Below are 16840 nucleotides of genomic sequence, written 5' to 3' on the forward strand. Positions count from 1 at the left end.
GGGCAGCCGGGGAGAACCCGGGCCCGACGCCGCCGCCCCCGCGGCGGACGCTCGTCAGTCGTTGACGAGCGAGCGCAGCACGTACTGCAGGATGCCGCCGTTGCGGTAGTAGTCGGCCTCTCCGGGGGTGTCGATGCGGACGACCGCGTCGAACTCGACCGAGGTGCCGTCGGTCTTGGTCGCGGTGACCTTGACCGTCGAGGGCGTCGTGCCCTCGTTGAGCGCCGTGACGCCCGAGATGTCGAACGTCTCGGTGCCGTCCAGGCCCAGCGAGCCCGCGGACTCCCCGGCCGGGAACTGCAGCGGCAGGACGCCCATGCCGATCAGGTTCGAGCGGTGGATGCGCTCGAAGCTCTCGGTGATGACGGCCTTGACGCCCAGGAGCGCGGTGCCCTTGGCGGCCCAGTCGCGCGACGACCCGGAGCCGTACTCCTTGCCACCGAGGATCACGAGCGGCGTGCCGGCCGCGGCGTAGTCCTGCGCGGCGTCGTAGATCGTGTCCTGAGCGTTCTTCACGAAGTTGAACGTGAAGCCGCCCTCGACGTTGTCGAGGAGCTGGTTGCGCAGACGGATGTTCGCGAACGTGCCGCGGATCATGACCTCGTGGTTCCCGCGGCGCGAGCCGTAGGAGTTGAAGTCGCGACGCTCGACGCCGTGCTCGGCCAGGTACACACCGGCCGGCGAGTCCGCCTTGATGGACCCGGCAGGGCTGATGTGGTCGGTCGTGACCGAGTCGCCCAGCTTCGCCAGCACGCGGGCACCCGAGATGTCGGTGACCGGCGACGGCTGCGCCGACATGCCCTCGAAGTACGGGGGCTTGCGCACGTAGGTGGACTGCTCGTCCCACTCGAACGTGTTGCCCTCGGGGGTCGACAGGGCACGCCAGCGCTCGTCACCCGTGAAGACGTCCGCGTAGTCCTTGGTGAACATCGCACGGTCGATCGAGGAGTCGATCGTCGCCTGGACCTCTTCCGGCGTGGGCCAGATGTCGCGCAGGAAGATCGGCGAGCCGTCCTCGTTGCGTCCCAGCGGGTCGTGCTCGAAGTCGAACTCCATGGTGCCCGCGAGGGCGTACGCGATGACCAGCGGCGGGGAGGCCAGGTAGTTCATCTTGACGTCGGGGTTGATGCGACCCTCGAAGTTGCGGTTGCCCGAGAGCACCGAGACGACGGACAGGTCGTGCTCGTTGACGGCCTCGGAGACCTTCTCGTCGAGCGGGCCCGAGTTACCGATGCAGGTCGCGCAGCCGTAGCCCACGAGGTGGAAGCCGAGCTTCTCGAGGTAGGGCCACAGGCCCGCCTTCTCGTAGTAGTTCGTGACGACCTGCGAGCCCGGTGCCATGGAGGTCTTGACCCACGGCTTGGCCTCCAGGCCCTTCTCGACGGCCTTCTTCGCGAGCAGCGCCGCGGCGAGCATCACGGACGGGTTCGACGTGTTGGTGCACGACGTGATCGAGGCGATCGCGACCGCGCCGTGGAACAGGTCGAACTGCTTGCCGTTGGTGTCCGTGACCGGGACGGTCCGGCGCCCGTTGGCGTGGATCGCGGGCGAGTCGGAGGCCGGGAAGGACTCCTTCTCGGCCTCGTCGACCACGTCGACGACCTCGGGGGCGTAGGTCGGCAGGTCGCGGGCGAAAGCCGACTTGGCGTTCGACAGCTCGATGCGGTCCTGGGGACGCTTGGGACCGGCGATCGAGGGGACGACCGTCGAGAGGTCGAGCTCGAGGTACTCGGAGAAGACCGGCTCGACGTAGCTCGGGTCGGTCGGGTCGAGCCAGAGGCCCTGCTCCTTGGCGTAGGCCTCGACGAGCGCGAGCTGCTCCTCGGAACGACCCGTCAGGCGCAGGTAGTCGACCGTGACCGAGTCGATCGGGAAGATCGCGGCGGTCGAGCCGAACTCGGGGCTCATGTTGCCGATCGTGGCGCGGTTGGCCAGCGGCACGGCCGCGACACCGGCGCCGTAGAACTCGACGAACTTGCCGACGACGCCGTGCTGGCGCAGCATCTGCGTGATCGTGAGGACCACGTCGGTCGCCGTGACGCCCGAGGGGATCTGGCCGCTGAGCTTGAAGCCGACGACGCGCGGGATGAGCATCGAGACGGGCTGGCCGAGCATCGCTGCCTCGGCCTCGATGCCGCCCACGCCCCAGCCGAGCACGCCCAGGCCGTTGACCATGGTCGTGTGCGAGTCGGTGCCGACGCACGTGTCGGGGTACGCACGGAGCACACCGCCGACCTCGCGCGTCATGATGGTGCGCGCCAGGAACTCGATGTTGACCTGGTGGACGATGCCGGTGCCCGGGGGGACGACCTTGAAGTCGTCGAACGCCGTCTGGCCCCAGCGCAGGAACTGGTAGCGCTCGTGGTTGCGCTGGTACTCGAACTCGACGTTGCGCTCGAACGCGTCACGGCGACCCGCGACGTCGATCTGCACCGAGTGGTCGATGACCATCTCGGCGGGAGCGAGCGGGTTGATGCGCGACGGGTCGCCACCGAGGTCCGCGACGGCCTCGCGCATGGTCGCGAGGTCCACGACGCACGGGACGCCCGTGAAGTCCTGCATGATGACGCGACCCGGGGTGAACTGGATCTCGGTGTCAGGCTGAGCGTCCGGGTCCCAGGCGGCGATCGCGCGCACGTGGTCCGCGGTGATGTTCGCGCCGTCCTCGGTGCGCAGGAGGTTCTCGGCGAGGATCTTCAAGCTGTACGGGAGGCGCTCGGCGCCTTCTACCGCGGAGAGGCGGAAGATCTCGTACGAGTTCTCACCGACCTCCAGTGTTCCCTTCGACCCGAACGTGTCGACGCTGCTCACGGTTGCTCCTTCTACCTGGCGAGGGTGGGTGACGACCACCTCGCCTGGGGCACCGCGCGGGCTCTGTGGCCCACGTCGCACGCCCGACGTGGCAGGTCGTCGGATGACGATCAAGATGGTTCTGGGGGCTTTGCCCAGCGTACGCCGGGCCGGGCGACGCACCGAAATGCCGCCGACACACAGCATACCGCATTTATCTTGACGTCAAGATATTCACGCGCGGTGCCACCGCAGGAGCAACGGGACCAGGAACCGGTACACGGCCTCGATCGCGGCCCAGCCCACGAGCACGGCGACGGTGATGACCACGGCCTCCTGCGCCGTCGGGACCTGCAGCGCGAAGAAGTCCCGGACCCACGGGACCGCCACGGCGAGCGCCGCGCACGCCGCGAGCGCCGCGATCAGGAGAAGCTTCCACCCGTTGAGCGGCCTCGCCTGGATGCCCACGACCCACAGCGAGACGCCGATCAGCACGAGCGTCGAGGCCGAGCGTGCGTCGCCCGTCCCCACGAGCGGCCGCAGGTACCCGTAGACGAGCAGGATGACCGCCCCGATCACGACCCCCGCGGGGATCGCGAAGCTCAGCACCCGGCGCAGGAAGCCCGCGACGTAGCGCCGGTTGTTGGGCGGCAGAGCGAGGAAGAACGCCGGGATGCCGATCGTCAGCGAGCCGGCGATGGTCATGTGGCGCGGCAGGAACGGGTAGGGCCACACGAGCAGCACCACGGCCACCGCGAGGATCGCCGCGTACGTCGTCTTCGCGAGGAACAGGCTCGCGACCCGCTCCATGTTGGCCATGACCCGCCGCCCCTGTCCCAGGACGCCGGGCAGCGTCGCGAACCGCCCGTCGACCAGCACGACCCGGGCGACGGCCTTGGTCGCCGGGGCACCGTTGCCCATCGCGATCCCGAGGTCGGCGTCCTTGAGCGCCAGGGCGTCGTTGACGCCGTCGCCCGTCATGCCGACCACGTGGCCGCGCGACTGGAGCGCGTGCACGATCGCGCGCTTCTGCTCGGGCGTCACGCGCCCGTAGACGTCGTGCGCGTCGACGACCTCGGCGAGCTCGGCAGGGTCCTCGGGGAGCCGGCGCGCGTCGAAGCCCTCGACCCGTTCGCCGTCGCCGTGCAGCGCGACCTTGGTCGCGATGGCCGCGACCGTGTCCGGGTTGTCGCCCGAGATGACCTTGGCCCGGACGCCCTGACGCCGGAAGTACTCGAGGGTCTGGGCCGCGTCGGGGCGGATGCGCTCGCCCAGCACCGCGAGCAGCGCGGGCACCAGGTCGTCCGGGAGCGGCGCCTCGGTCGCCGGGAGCCCGGACGGGGCGTGCGCGAGCAGGACCACGCGCGCGCCGGTGTCGGCAGCCTCGCGGACCTCCGCGAGCGCCGCGGTCGCGGGGGCGTCCGCACGCCCCGCGAGCAGGATCTCGGGGGCGCCCAGCACGAACGCGCCCGCGCCCGTGCGCAGCGCGCTCCACTTGCGGGCCGAGGAGAACGGGACCGAGTCGAGCACCGCTGCGGCCTCGACGTCCGTGAGCCCCTCGGCGAGAGCCTGCGACGTCGCGTTGCCCTCGGGGTCGGCCGCGACGGCCGCGAGCGCCTCCCGGGCCCCCTCGACGTGCGCGAGCGCGCGCAGCTCGTCCAGTGCCACGTGCCCGTCGGTGATGGTGCCGGTCTTGTCGAGGCACAGCACGTCGACGCGCGCGAGGATCTCGACCGCGGGCAGCTCCTGGACCAGGACCTCCTGGCGCGCGAGGAGCATCGCGGCGATCGCGAAGTTGAGCGAGGTCAGCAGCACGAGCCCCTCGGGGATCATCCCGACGACGCCCGCGACGGCCGCGACCACGCCGTCGCGCCACGTCCCGTCCGCGATCGACTCGCGCACGCCGCCCGTGTAGTAGAGCTGGCTCCAGAACAGCAGGAGCGAGATGGGCACGATCCCGATCGAGACGACCTTGAGGATCTTGTCGACCCCCTCGCGCAGCTCCGAGCGCACGACCGAGAACTTCTTGGCCTCGGCCGTGATGCGCTGCGCGTACCCGGCCTCGCCCACGCGGACCACACGGCACACCGCGTGCCCCGCCACCACGGACGAGCCCGAGAGCACCTCGTCGCCGACCGCCTTGTGCACGGGGCGCGACTCGCCCGTGAGCATGGACTCGTCGACCTCGAGCCCCGTGACCTCGAGGACCTGGGCGTCGGCCGGCACCTGGTCGCCGATGCTCACGAGCATCACGTCGTCGAGCACCACCTCGTCGAGCGCGACCTCCTGCTCGGTCCCGTCGCGCACGACGCGGGCCGAGGGGGCGGTGAGGATCGAGAGCCGGTCGAGGGTCCGCTTGGCGCGGTACTCGGTGACGATCCCGATCCCCGCGTTGATGACCACGACGAACCCGAAGACCGCGTCGGGCCAGCGGCCCGTGAGGAGCACGAGGGTCACGGCGATCGCGAGGATCAGGTTGAAGAGCGTGAAGACGTTGGACCGCAGGATCGCGCTCAGCGAGCGCGAGGTCGCCTGCGAGGTGCGGTTGGTCTGCCCGGCCTCGACGCGCGCTGCCACCTCCTGGGCGCTCAGCCCGCGGTGGCCGGCGGTCACGGTGCCCGACGACGGAGCGCCCGGTGGGCGGTCGGGTCCGGTCGCGGGGGCGCCGTCGTCGGCAGAGGTGCTCACCCGTCGATTGTGCCCGTCAGCGCCGGTTCTGCCCTGTCGGAGCGGGGTGCAGCCCGCCGGAGCGGGTCAGAGCCACTTGTGGCGCTTGAAGATCAGGTAGAGCGCGAACCCCATGGCGACCATGGCCGCGACCGCCGCCGGGTAGCCGAGGCCCCAGCCGAGCTCGGGCATGCGCTCGAAGTTCATGCCGTAGATCGTGCCGACGAGCGTGGGCGCGAAGAGGATCGCCGCCCAGGACGAGATCTTCTTGACCTCCTCGCCCTGGGCGAGGCTCGTCTCCGACAGGCGGCGCATCTCCTCGTTCTGGTGCTGGGCCACGAGCGTGGCCTGGACCATGAGCGCGTTCTGCAGGAGGACCCGGAACGAGTCGGCCTGCTCGGCGAGGCGCAGCGAGTGGTCGAGCACGTCGCGCAGGTTGCGCTGGAGCTCGATGTCGACGCCGTACTTCTCCGAGCCGCGCTCGAGCGACTGGAGGATGCCCACGACGGGATGGGTGGCCCGCTGGAAGGCGATGACCTCGCGCGAGAGCTCGTAGATGCGCCGAGAGACGGCCGGGTCCCCGCTGAAGAGCTGGTCCTCGATCTCGTCGATGTCGTTCTGCAGCCCCGCGACCACGGGGGCGTACTCGTCGACGACCTGGTCGAGCACCGCGTAGAGGATGGCCTCGGGACCGAGCCGCAGGAGCTCGGGCGTCGACTCGAGCCGACGGCGGACGGCCCCCACGTCCGGCGACTCGGCGTGCCGGACCGTGACGACGAAGTCTGGGCCCACGAAGACGTGCAGCTCACCGAACTCGACCCGCTCCTCGGCATCGAGATAGCGGGCCGGGCGCAGGACCACGAAGAGGTTGTCGTCGTAGCGCTCGAGCTTGGGGCGCTGATGGGCTGCGATCGCGTCGTCGACCGCGAGGTGGTGCAGCGAGAGCTCCTCGGCGACCGCGCGGATCTCGGCCTCGCTCGGCCGGTACAGACCGACCCATGCGAGCCCGTGCCGCTCACGCATGGTCTCGAACGTCTCGTCGAGGCTCGACGGCTTGGCCGTGCGCCGCCCGTCGACGTAGACCGCGTTGTCGACGATGCCCATGCTGGTGGCCCTCCTCAGGTCGCCGCGGCCGGGGGCCGGCCGTGGCGACCATCATGACAGCCGTGCCGGCCCTCGCGGTCCGGGTCCCACGGCGGGCGCGCCCGTGCGCACCGCCTGAGCGGCCGCCTAGTCCTCGTCGGCCGCGGGGGCCGCCTTCTCCCCCGTGAGCGGGACGACGGGCGCGGGCTCGCTCTTGCGGGGCCGGTACACGACCTGGGCGTGGAAGACGAAGCGCAGCAGGAACGCGACCACCAGGGTCAACGCCTGGGCGAGGACCGGCGGCATGCCCGTCAGGACCACGAGCCAGTGCAGGAACGGCAGACGTACCGCGGCCTCGATGCCGTTGAACGTGAACGACTGCGCGGCACGTTTCCACACGTTGCGCCCCTCGTCGCGCAGGTCGTGGAACACGAAGTGTTCGAGCAGCAGGAAGTTCGTCACGATCGTGACGGCCGCCGAGACCACCGCGGCGGGCATGTAGTGCACCCCGAACTGCTCGAGACCCCACATGATCGCCAGGTTCAGCACGGCCCCGAACGCACCGACGAGCGCGAACGTGGACATCCGCCCGAACCGCAGCGCGGTGAGCTGCTGCAGGTACCGCAGCCCGTTCGCGAACGTCGCCTTGGACTCCCCCGCGAACCGCTCCCCGAACACGAACGGTTCCTCGACGACCTCGACCTTGTTGCGCGCCAGGATCTCCAGCAGGATCTTGAACCCCCGCGGCCGCAGCGCCGCGACGTCGATCGCGGCCGTACGCACCGCGAAAAACCCCGTCATGGGGTCGGTCACGTTGCGCAGCCGCACCGGGAACATCGAGCGAGCGAGCAACGAGGACGCCGACGAGACGAGGTGCCGCCACCTCCCGTCGAGGCCACCTGCGTCGCCGTTGCCCGTGTACCGCGAGGCCACCACGAGGTCCGCGCCCGTGGACGCCGCCGTCTCGAGCAGGACCGGCACCATCTCCGGCGGATGCTGCAGGTCGCCGTCCATGACCACGACCCACTCCCCGCGCGCCTGCCCCAAGCCCTCGACGACCGCCCCGCTCAGACCACCGACCGGCTCGTCGCGACGGAGCAGGCGGACCGGCAGGGCCGAGGCCTCGGCCACGCGGTCGACCACCGCGGGCGTGTCGTCCGTCGAGTCGTCGACGAAAAGCACCTCCGCGTCGATCCTCTCGACCGCGACGGCGAGCCGCCCCACGAGCTCCTCGACGTTCGGCCCCTCGTTGAACGTCGGCACGACCACGGTGACCTGCATGCGCCCTCTTCCGCTCTGCCCATCGCCGGTGGCTCCCGGCGCACATCAGTCCATCGTCGCCCGGATCCGGTCCGGGCGACAGGTGAACCACCGCTGACGACAGTCTTCCGGGCGGACCTGGGGCGCGCCTGTACGGCCCCTGTGCGGTCTGCCCGGGGCGGTCAGCGCGTCAGGACCGCGATCGCCTCGACGTGGTGGGTGTGGGGGAACAGGTCGTATCCCCTGACGGACTCGACGGTGTAGCCGTGCTTCGCGAAGTAGGCGATGTCGCGTGCGAGCGCGGCAGGGTCGCACGCGACGTACACGACGCGCGGGGCCTTCAGCGCGGCGACCGCGTCGACGACCTTGCGGCCCGCCCCGGTCCGCGGCGGGTCGAGCACCACGACGTCGGCCGTGGGCGCCGCGTGGTCCTTGGCCGCGAGGACCTTCTCGACCGGGCCGTGGTGCAGCTCGACCTGGGGCTTCTCGAACGCGTTGCGACGCGCGTCCTTGACGGCCCGCTCGTCACCCTCGATCGCGACGACGCGTCCCGTCTCGCCGACGGCGTCGGCGAGCGGGAGCGTGAAGAGTCCAGCCCCCGAGTACAGGTCGACGACGGTCGCCTCCTCGAGCGGTCCCGCGGCAGCCAGCACGGCCTCGGCGAGCAGCGCGGGCGCCTCACGGTGGACCTGCCAGAACCCGTCGGCCGCGACGCGGAAGGTGTGCTCGGTGCCGGCGACCGTGACGGACTCGGTCACTGCGCGGCGCGCGTGGGGGCGGCGGTCGATGTGACCCGAGTGCCAGACGACCCCGTCGACGAGCAGGATCGGGTCGCTGCCCCCGGCCGGGGCGACGAGCTCGAGCCGGGTGCTCGGACGCCAGCGGCGCGTGAAGACCTCTTCGGCCTCGGCGAGCGCCGCGACCTCCGGGGTCGCGAGCGGCATCTCGTCGAGCGGGACGACGGCGTGCGAGCGGAAGACACGCATGCCCGCGCGACCCTCGTCGTCCGCGACCAGGTCGATCCGCGTGCGGTAGCCGAGGCCCCCGCGCTCGTCGTCACCCGGCGCACCCTCAACCTCTACCTGAAGGTCAAGCCCGGCCAGGCGCTTGAGCTGCTCCTGGAGGACCGCGGCCTTCCAGCGACGCTGGGCCGGCAGGGAGACGTGCGAGAGCTCGCCGCCCCCTGCACCCCCGGCACCGGCCGCGGGCCAGGCCGCGGGAACGCGGTCCGGCGAGGGCTCGAGGATCTCGATCGCGTCGGCGCGCCAGAACTTCGCGGAGTCGCCGTCCTCGGTGAGTCGCGCGAGCACCCGCTCCCCCGGCAGCGCGTGCCGGACGAAGACGACGCGCCCGTCGAGCCTCGCGACGCAGTGGCCACCGTGCGCGACCGGCCCGACCTCGAGCTCGACCAGAGGTTGAGACTCAGGGGCGGTGGGAGTGGAGTTCAGGGTTTCAGACACTCCCCTAGTATCCCGGACGCGGACGGACTTCGTCCCCGATCCGGTCCCGGGCGCTGCGTGGGACCGCACACGTCCGGCTCAGTAGCGGCGGTTGATCCGCTTCTGCGCCGCGAAGCTCTCCTTCTCGAGGCCGGTCTGTCCCTTGGTCGAGGACAGCTGCCACGGCACCGAGGCCACGACCACGCCCGGGGTGAACAGGAGCCGCCCCTTGAGGCGCAGCGCGCTCTGGTTGTGCAGCAGGTGCTCCCACCAGTGCCCCACGACGTACTCGGGGATGTAGACCACGACCAGGTCGCGCGGGCTCTCGCGGTGGATCGAGCGCACGTAGGACAGGATCGGTCGGGTGATCTCACGGAACGGCGAGTCCAGGACGCGCAGCGGGACCGGGATGTCGAGCGCCTCCCACTCCGCGGTGAACTCGGCGACCTCGTCCGCGTCGACACCCACCGTCACGGCCTCGAGCACCGAGGGTCGCGAGGCCCGCGCGTAGGCCAGGGCACGCATGGTGGGCTTGTGGAGCTTGGAGACCAGGACGAGCGCGTGGACCCGGCTCGGCAGAGCGCGTGCCGCCGCAGGGTCCTCGCCCAGGGTGAGCTCGTCGCGCACCGAGTCGTAGTGCTTGCGGATCGCCCGCATGAGCACGAACACGACCGCCATCGCGAGGATCGCGATCCAGGCCCCGTGCGTGAACTTGGTGAGCAGCACGATGACCAGGACGGTCCCGGTCATCCCGAAGCCGATCGCGTTGACGACCCGCGAGCGCTTCATCTTGGTGCGGAAGCGCGGGTCGGGGGTGGTGCGCAGCTCGCGGGTCCAGTGCTTGATCATCCCGAGCTGGGACAGCGTGAAGGACACGAACACGCCCACGATGTAGAGCTGGATCAGTCGCGTGACCTGGGCGTCGAACGCCCAGATGAGGGCGATCGCCGCGACCGCGAGCGTCACGATGCCGTTCGAGAACGCGAGACGGTCGCCCCGCGTGTGGAGCTGGCGCGGGAGGTAGCCGTCCTTGGCGAGGATCGAGGCCAGGACCGGGAAGCCGTTGAACGCGGTGTTGGCGGCGAAGACGAGGATGAGCCCGGTGACCGCTGCCACGGCGTAGAACGCGATCGGGAAGCCTTGGAACACGACCTGCGCGAGCTGGCCGATGACCGGGTCCTGCACGAAGTCGTCGGGCACGGGCTGGCCGTTGATCGTGAGCTGCTCGGAGGGGTTCTCGGCGAAGTGGACACCGGTCTTCTGCGCGAGGAAGAGGATCGCCATGATCATGAAGGCGGAGATCGTGCCGAGCAGCGCGAGCGTCGTGGCGGCGTTGCGCGACTTGGGCTTCTTGAACGCCGGCACCCCGTTGCTGATCGCCTCGACGCCCGTGAGGGCCGCACAGCCCGACGCGAAGGCGCGCGCCACGAGGAACGCCCCCGCGAGGCCGGTCAGCCCCTGGTCGAAGTGGCTCTCGGCGACGAGCTCGTAGGTCGAGCTCTCGGCCATGGGCAGGGTACCCATGGCCGACCGGACGAAGCCGACCACCGCGGTCATCCCGATCGCGAACATGAACAGGTACACAGGGATCGCGAAGAACGAGCCCGACTCCTTGACCCCACGCAGGTTGATCAGGGTCAGCAGCACGACCAGGGTGATCGCGAACGCAGCCTCGTGGCCGCGCAGGAACGGCAGCGCGGCCGCGGCGTACTGGGTCCCCGAGGAGATCGAGACCGCCACCGTCAGGATGTAGTCGACCATGAGCGCCGACGCGACACCGACGCCCGCGGTCGGTCCCAGGTTGACCGTGGCGACCTCGTAGTCCCCGCCCCCCGAGGGGTAGGCGTGCACGTTCTGGCGGTAGGACGCCACCACGGTCAGCAGGACGACGACGACGGCCAGCCCGACCCACGGGGAGATGGTCGTGGCAGCCAGGCCGGCGATCGAGAGGGTCAGCAGGATCTCGTCCGGGGCGTACGCGACGGACGAGAGCGCGTCCGAGGCGAAGACCGGGAGCGCGATGCGCTTCGGTAGCAGGGTGTGCCCCAGGTCGTCGCTGCGGACGGGACGTCCGAGCAGCAATCGTTTGGCGGCATCAGCGATATCCGACACGTTGGTCCATGCTAGGCCCTCGGAGGGCCCTTGACGCGTCCACGGCCCCACGGATCTTGCCGCTCGCTCCTGTACGTGGACGCGACGCCGTCACGGTAGCGTTTCGCTCGTGCACTTCGTGATCATGGGATGTGGCCGTGTCGGCGCCACCCTCGCCCAGTCTCTCGAGAACCGCGGCCACTCGGTGGCCGTGGTCGACCAGAACCCCGACGCCTTCCGACGGCTGTCCGCGGAGTTCTCCGGCAAGAAGGTCACGGGCCTCGGGTTCGACCGCGACACGCTCGTCCAGGCGGGCATCGAGGACGCCTACGCGTTCGCCGCGGTCTCCGACGGCGACAACTCGAACATCCTCGCCGCGCGCGTGGTGCGCGAGACGTACGGCGTCGACAACGTCGTGGCCCGCATCTACGACCCTCACCGCGCCGAGATCTACCAGCGGCTGGGGATCCCGACGGTCGCGACCGTCCGCTGGACCTCGGACCAGGTCCTGCGTCGAATGCTCCCGCTCGGCGCGACCGACGAGTACCGCGACCCCTCGGGCCAGGTCCGCCTCGCGCAGACCGACTTCCACCCGGGCTGGGTCGGCCACGCGGTCGGGACCATCGAGTCGGCGACCGGCGCCCGTGTCGCGTTCCTCGGCCGGTTCGGCGAGGGGGTCCTGGCGACCCCCAGCACCGTCCTGCAGGAGAACGACGTGCTGCACGTGCTCATGCGAAGCACCGACGCCCCCACGGTCGAGCGCGTCCTCACGCACGCCCCCTCACTCAAGGAGAACTGATGCGCGTCGTCGTCGTCGGAGCAGGTTCGGTCGGGCGCTCGATCGCCCGCGAGCTGCTCAGCCATGACCACGAGGTCACCATCATCGACAAGCAGCCCGCGGCGATGCGGGTCGCGCAGGTGGCCGACGCGGACTGGCTCCTCGCGGACGCGTGCGAGCTCTCGACCCTGTCGGAGGCCAAGGTCGACGAGTGCGACGTGATCGTCGCCGCGACCGGCGACGACAAGGTCAACCTCGTCGTCTCACTGCTCGCCAAGACCGAGTTCGGCGTGCCGCGCACGGTCGCCCGCGTCAACAACCCCAAGAACGAGTGGATGTTCGACGAGTCGTGGGGCGTGGACGTCGCGGTGTCGACCCCGCGCATCATGACGTCGATGGTCGAGGAGGCCGTCGCGGTCGGCGACCTGGTGCGGATCTTCACGTTCCACCAGTCGGGGGCGGACATCCTCGAGCTCACGCTCCCCCCGGACTCCCCGCTCATCGGCACCAGGGTCGGTCAGGTCGCGTGGCCCCAGGACACCGTGCTCGCGGCGATCGTGCGCGGGACCCAGCCCATCACGCCCAGCATCGACGACACCCTCGAGGTGGGCGACGAGCTGCTCATCGTGACGGGTCGCGACGTCGACGAGGCCGCGCTCCTCCGGGTGCTGGTCGACCCGACCGACGACGACGGCGGCACCGGGGTGATCGACGAGACCACCGGCCTGCCCGTCTGACGACGGGTGAACGGCCCGCGCCCGGACCGTTCGGGCGCGGGTCGCGTCATCGCGTCATCGCGTCATCGCGTCATCGCGTCGAATCCTCGTGCAAGGCGCGCGGTTCAGTTCACGGGTCGCAGCAGCGGCTCGGCTCAGGCGGACGCAGGGGCTGCGGGCTCCTCGTCCGCGACCCGCGGGCGCCGGACCAGCAGCCAGGTCACCCAGAGCGTGAGCGCCCACAACGGGATGCCCATGACGAGGCGAGCCGTGCCGAGCCATGCGACCGCGTCCTCGCCGGCCATGAACAGCGGGACCTGCACGGCCAGCCGCAGCGCGAACATGCCGACCCACAGCCACGTCGCGAGCGCGTAGCGGCGCATGAGCGCGGGGTCCCCGCGCCAGCGACGGGCCCACACCGTGAAGGCCCCCGGGGCGGGCTCGCCGTCCTCCCCGCGCGGGACGGGTGTCTCGCCCGGGGTGACCGGCGCTGCCGAGGCGGCTCCGGCGTCGGGCTCCTCGTTCGCCGCGACCGCGGCCTTGACCTTGTCCCCGTCCGTCCACCCGCTGCGCAGCGCCTCGACGACCAGCCCGACCACGGGCCAGCGCACCAGCACCGAGACCGCCATGGCGACCAGGTACGCCGCGTTCGTCAGGAGGCCCGCGGCGTAGTAGTTCTGCGCCTCGCCCGACTTCCACGCCCACAGCACGCCGATCGCGACCCCCAGGAAGCCTCCGAAGGCCTGCGTGATGGGGGTGCGCTGCACCAGCCGCGCCGCCACGGCCACGAGCGCCACCGCGACCGACGCGATCAGCGCCGGCTGGAGCGTGTTGCCCGTCGCGATGAACACGACCACGAACACGAGCCCCGGGGCCATGGACTCCACGAGCCCGCGCACCCCGCCGATCGAGTCGGCGAGCGAGAACGACTCACCCGTCAGGGCGCGCACGCCCCGCGCGGCGCCCTCGTCCGGGGGGACGACGTCGTCGATCGCGTCCGCGACCTCCTCCACCTCCCGGGCGAGCGGCTCGGGGGCGGCAGGGTGCTCGTGCGTCATGTCGTCTCTCTCGCCTGCGGGGTGGGACACGGGCTCACTCGCCGGCGCGAGGGCGCAGCTCGTAACGGGGGTTGAACATGGTGCGCCGACCGGCGATCTCGCAGACCAGGCCCTCGACACGGACGCGACGCCCCGGCTCGATGCCGGCGATGCGCCGACGCCCGAGCCAGACCAGGTCGAGCGAGCCCGAGCCGTCGTACAGCTCGGCCTCGACCGTCGGCACGCCCTCGCGAGGGCGCAGGATCACGGACCGAAGGACCCCCGAGACGTGGGCGCGCTTGCGGTTCGCGAGGTCCGCGACCGCCGAGCACCCCGTCTGCTGAGAGGCCTCGTGACGTTCCTCGTCCGCGGCGATCTCCTCCTGGGAGGCCAGTACGGAGTGCAGCGCCTGACGTAGCGACATCTCGGGTCAGCGCCTCTCGGTGATCTCCGGCCCGCGGGTCAGCGGGTCGAAGGCCGGGAGCGACGGGGCCGCACCCTCCGGGGCCGCGACCGCAGGACGCGGCGCCTGACCGGGCAGGTGCATGGCCAGCAGGTCGCGCGGCGGGCGGGCGTTGCTGTCGCGGACCACGACGATGTTGGCGAAGACCGACTCGAGCAGTCGCGCCGCCTCCGGGTCCACGGCAGCCTTGCCCGTCAGGACCCCGCGCAGGAACCAGCGGGGGCCGTCGACGCCCACGAACCGGGCCGCGCGGAAGCCGCGCTGACCGTCCGGACCCGTGACCGGGAGCTTCGCGAGCAGCTCGCGACCGAACGGGCCGGGGATGTCGTCGACCGTCCCGCCCTGCTGGGTCACCGACTCGGCGATCTCCTCGCGGATCTCGTCCCAGATGCCCATGGTCTTGGGGGCGGCGAACGCCTGGACCTGGAGCGCCGAGCCGTTGACCGCCGCGGCCGCCCCCGTGATCTTCTGGGTCTTCTTGTCGACCTCCATGCGCAGCTCCATGCCCGGGACGCCCGGGAGCCAGATGGCCCCGAGGTCCGCACGGGCACCGAGCTCGCTGACCTGCGAGGAGTCGAACGGGCCACGGGTGCCCGCGGCCGGGGCCACGGGGGCCGAGCTCTCGTCCGCACCCGCCGGAGCCTCCACGGACCCGGAGCCCTCGGCGACGACCGCCTCGTCGCTCGACTGCTGCGACGCACTACGCCGGAACAAACCCACGGAAGCTCTCCTTCAGCTCTTCGCCGCGTCGACCATCGACCGCGACTCGTACGGGACGGCGTGCACCGATCCCCGTCCCCACCACACTAGACCGCCGCGCCGCTCCCGTGACCGTCCTCGGCCACCAGCGAACACGACGCCGCTCCGGGCTCACCGCCCGGCGGCCCACCCGCCGCTCGACCCGAAGCCGCCCTCGCCCCGGTGCGAGCCCGGCAGCCTCTCCGCCTGGAGGAAGCGTGCATGCTCGACCTTCTGGATCACGAGCTGCGCGATGCGGTCCCCGCGGTGCAGGACGACCGGCGTGGACGGGTCGGTGTTGTGCAGGATCACCTTGATCTCGCCCCGGTACCCCGCGTCGACCGTCCCGGGCGCGTTGACGATCGTCAGGCCGTGCCGGGCCGCGAGGCCCGACCGCGGGTGCACGAACGCCGCGTACCCGTCCGGGAGCGCGATCGCGAGCCCCGTGGGCACGGTCACCCGGCCCTGCGGTGCGATCTCCACGTCGACGGTCGTCACGAGGTCCGCCCCGGCGTCACCCGGGTGGGCGTACGACGGGACCGTCGCGACGTCGTCGAGCAGCTGGACGAGCACCTCGACGTCGCCCGGACGGGCGGACGAGGGAACGGGAACGCGCGAGGGCGCTGGTTCTTCGATGGGCACCCGCAGAGCCTAGTGCTCGACGGGCGGGGCGGCGAACACCACCACGGGGCACCTCACGGACCTGGGATGATGGACCCATGCCTCAGCCTGACGCCGCCTACCGCGAACGCCTCCTGCCCGGACCCGGCGGCTGGTCCGCCGCCCTCGCCTTCGCCGTCATCCTGGGCATCGCCCTGTGGCCCGTGGACGAGGTCCTGTCCTACGTCACCGCCGGCATCGCCCTGGTGGTCCTGGTGGGCCTGCTCTGGTGGACGTCGCCCGTGGTCTCGGTCGGGCCGGGCGCCGACGGCACGCCCCACCTGCGCGCCGGACGGGCCGTCATCCCCACCTCGCTGCTGCGCGACGTCACTGTCCTGGACCGCGAGGCGATGACGCACGAGCTCGGCCCGGGACTCGACGCGCGCGCGTACGTCTGCCTGCGGGCCTGGGCCCGCACCGGGGTCCGGGTCGAGGTCGACGACCCGGCCGACCCGACGCCGTACTGGCTCGTCTCCACGCGCGACGCCCCCGCGCTCGCCGCCGCGATCGCGTCCACGGCCCGGTCCGCCTCGGCCTGAGCCGCCGACGCCGGGCCGGGCCACCGGAGACCGGGCGCCACCCAGGACACGCGGACGGCCGCCACCCCGAGGGGTGACGGCCGTTCGTCGTGAGAGGGTTCGGCGCTCAGGCCGCGCACTCCGAGCAGATCTGCTGCCCGTTCTTCTCGTACGCGAGCTGGCTGCGGTGGTGCACGAGGAAGCAGCTCGAGCAGGTGAACTCGTCAGCCTGTCGAGGAAGCACACGAACCGAGAACTCTTCGCCGGACAGGTCCGCGCCCGGGAGCTCGAACCCTTCGGCCGCTTCGGTCTCGTCCTCGTCCACAACGCCCGAGCTCTTGTCGGAGCGACGAGCCTGCAGCTCTTGGATCGAGTCCTCGCTGAGATCCTCTTCGCTCTTGCGGGGGGCGTCGTAGTCAGTTGCCATCTGTGGGGTCACACTCCGGAACGTCGTGGTCGAACATGGGGGTCGTTCGGTCCGGCGAAGGCCGTCGAACTGGCACTCCGTAGGACGCTTCGCGAGACGTCCTGACTGGTGTACGCGGTGTAATGCTCCGCCACCCGGAATTGTTCCCGGTGGCCCCCGGATTCTGCACCAAA

Annotated in this window: 14 protein-coding genes; 3 read left to right on the top strand and 11 right to left on the bottom strand. The window is 71.3% G+C overall.

Annotation, left to right across the window (positions count from 1 at the left end; translation table 11 throughout):
- Positions 1-54 precede the first annotated feature (54 nt).
- The 6 genes from acnA to H9641_RS14610 form a co-directional block, all read right to left on the bottom strand.
- Complete coding sequence (acnA, locus tag H9641_RS14585) at positions 55-2811, bottom strand: aconitate hydratase AcnA (RefSeq protein WP_191805006.1); 2757 nt, start codon at positions 2809-2811, stop codon at positions 55-57.
- Between the two features lie 213 nt (positions 2812-3024).
- Positions 3025-5478 carry an HAD-IC family P-type ATPase gene (locus tag H9641_RS14590; RefSeq protein WP_318244607.1) on the bottom strand — a complete coding sequence of 818 codons (2454 nt, stop codon included), beginning with the start codon at positions 5476-5478 and terminating at the stop codon, positions 3025-3027.
- A 66-nt stretch (positions 5479-5544) separates the two neighbouring features.
- The gene (locus H9641_RS14595) at positions 5545-6561 is read right to left on the bottom strand and encodes a magnesium and cobalt transport protein CorA (protein ID WP_191805008.1); all 1017 of its coding nucleotides are present in this window, start codon (positions 6559-6561) and stop codon (positions 5545-5547) included.
- A gap of 126 nt (positions 6562-6687) precedes the next feature.
- A complete protein-coding gene (locus H9641_RS14600) occupies positions 6688-7821 on the bottom strand; it encodes a glycosyltransferase (protein ID WP_191805010.1) in 1134 nt (377 codons plus the stop codon).
- A gap of 161 nt (positions 7822-7982) precedes the next feature.
- Positions 7983-9260 (bottom strand): class I SAM-dependent RNA methyltransferase, encoded by a 1278-nt coding sequence (locus H9641_RS14605; RefSeq protein WP_191805012.1) that lies wholly within the window; start codon positions 9258-9260, stop codon positions 7983-7985.
- Between the two features lie 78 nt (positions 9261-9338).
- Positions 9339-11351 (bottom strand): APC family permease, encoded by a 2013-nt coding sequence (locus tag H9641_RS14610; protein WP_191805015.1) that lies wholly within the window; start codon positions 11349-11351, stop codon positions 9339-9341.
- 124 nt (positions 11352-11475) lie between these two features.
- Here H9641_RS14610 and H9641_RS14615 point away from each other — a divergent pair, with 124 nt between their 5' ends.
- Together H9641_RS14615 and H9641_RS14620 are read left to right on the top strand one after the other, a co-directional pair.
- Positions 11476-12129: a potassium channel family protein gene (locus H9641_RS14615; protein WP_191805089.1), complete on the top strand. Its 654-nt coding sequence runs from the start codon at positions 11476-11478 to the stop codon at positions 12127-12129.
- Positions 12129-12845 carry a potassium channel family protein gene (locus H9641_RS14620; protein ID WP_191805018.1) on the top strand — a complete coding sequence of 239 codons (717 nt, stop codon included), beginning with the start codon at positions 12129-12131 and terminating at the stop codon, positions 12843-12845. Before H9641_RS14615 ends, H9641_RS14620 begins: the two co-directional genes overlap by 1 nt.
- Before the next feature lie 134 nt (positions 12846-12979).
- Here H9641_RS14620 and H9641_RS14625 read toward each other — a convergent pair whose 3' ends face one another.
- The 4 genes from H9641_RS14625 to dut all read right to left on the bottom strand — a co-directional run bounded on the left by H9641_RS14625 (position 12980) and on the right by dut (position 15698).
- Positions 12980-13882 carry a DUF3159 domain-containing protein gene (locus tag H9641_RS14625; protein ID WP_191805020.1) on the bottom strand — a complete coding sequence of 301 codons (903 nt, stop codon included), beginning with the start codon at positions 13880-13882 and terminating at the stop codon, positions 12980-12982.
- A 34-nt stretch (positions 13883-13916) separates the two neighbouring features.
- Positions 13917-14285 (bottom strand): OB-fold nucleic acid binding domain-containing protein, encoded by a 369-nt coding sequence (locus H9641_RS14630; RefSeq protein WP_191805022.1) that lies wholly within the window; start codon positions 14283-14285, stop codon positions 13917-13919.
- A gap of 6 nt (positions 14286-14291) precedes the next feature.
- Positions 14292-15044, bottom strand: a complete 753-nt coding sequence (locus H9641_RS14635) for a DUF3710 domain-containing protein (protein WP_191805024.1) — start codon at positions 15042-15044, stop codon at positions 14292-14294.
- Between the two features lie 150 nt (positions 15045-15194).
- On the bottom strand, positions 15195-15698 hold the full coding sequence (gene dut, locus H9641_RS14640) for a dUTP diphosphatase (RefSeq protein WP_318244613.1): 504 nt from the start codon (positions 15696-15698) through the stop codon (positions 15195-15197).
- Between the two features lie 83 nt (positions 15699-15781).
- Here dut and H9641_RS14645 point away from each other — a divergent pair, with 83 nt between their 5' ends.
- The gene (locus tag H9641_RS14645) at positions 15782-16261 is read left to right on the top strand and encodes a DUF3093 domain-containing protein (RefSeq protein WP_191805026.1); all 480 of its coding nucleotides are present in this window, start codon (positions 15782-15784) and stop codon (positions 16259-16261) included.
- A gap of 106 nt (positions 16262-16367) precedes the next feature.
- On the opposite strand, the gene H9641_RS14650 is transcribed toward H9641_RS14645, so the two are convergent.
- Positions 16368-16667 carry a DUF4193 domain-containing protein gene (locus tag H9641_RS14650; protein WP_056650168.1) on the bottom strand — a complete coding sequence of 100 codons (300 nt, stop codon included), beginning with the start codon at positions 16665-16667 and terminating at the stop codon, positions 16368-16370.
- Between the last annotated feature and the right edge of the window lie 173 nt (positions 16668-16840).

The sequence above is a fragment of the Oerskovia merdavium genome (genome assembly GCF_014836755.1).
GTDB classification, from domain to species: Bacteria; Actinomycetota; Actinomycetes; order Actinomycetales; family Cellulomonadaceae; genus Oerskovia; species Oerskovia merdavium.

Coding starts and splice junctions, on each gene's coding strand:
- H9641_RS14595 (WP_191805008.1), bottom strand. CDS start 6,561: ATGGGCATCGTCGACAACGCGGTCTACGTCGACGGGCGGCGCACGGCC.
- H9641_RS14600 (WP_191805010.1), bottom strand. CDS start 7,821: ATGCAGGTCACCGTGGTCGTGCCGACGTTCAACGAGGGGCCGAACGTC.
- H9641_RS14615 (WP_191805089.1), top strand. CDS start 11,476: ATGGGATGTGGCCGTGTCGGCGCCACCCTCGCCCAGTCTCTCGAGAAC.
- H9641_RS14620 (WP_191805018.1), top strand. CDS start 12,129: ATGCGCGTCGTCGTCGTCGGAGCAGGTTCGGTCGGGCGCTCGATCGCC.
- H9641_RS14625 (WP_191805020.1), bottom strand. CDS start 13,882: ATGACGCACGAGCACCCTGCCGCCCCCGAGCCGCTCGCCCGGGAGGTG.
- H9641_RS14630 (WP_191805022.1), bottom strand. CDS start 14,285: ATGTCGCTACGTCAGGCGCTGCACTCCGTACTGGCCTCCCAGGAGGAG.
- H9641_RS14645 (WP_191805026.1), top strand. CDS start 15,782: ATGCCTCAGCCTGACGCCGCCTACCGCGAACGCCTCCTGCCCGGACCC.
- H9641_RS14650 (WP_056650168.1), bottom strand. CDS start 16,667: ATGGCAACTGACTACGACGCCCCCCGCAAGAGCGAAGAGGATCTCAGC.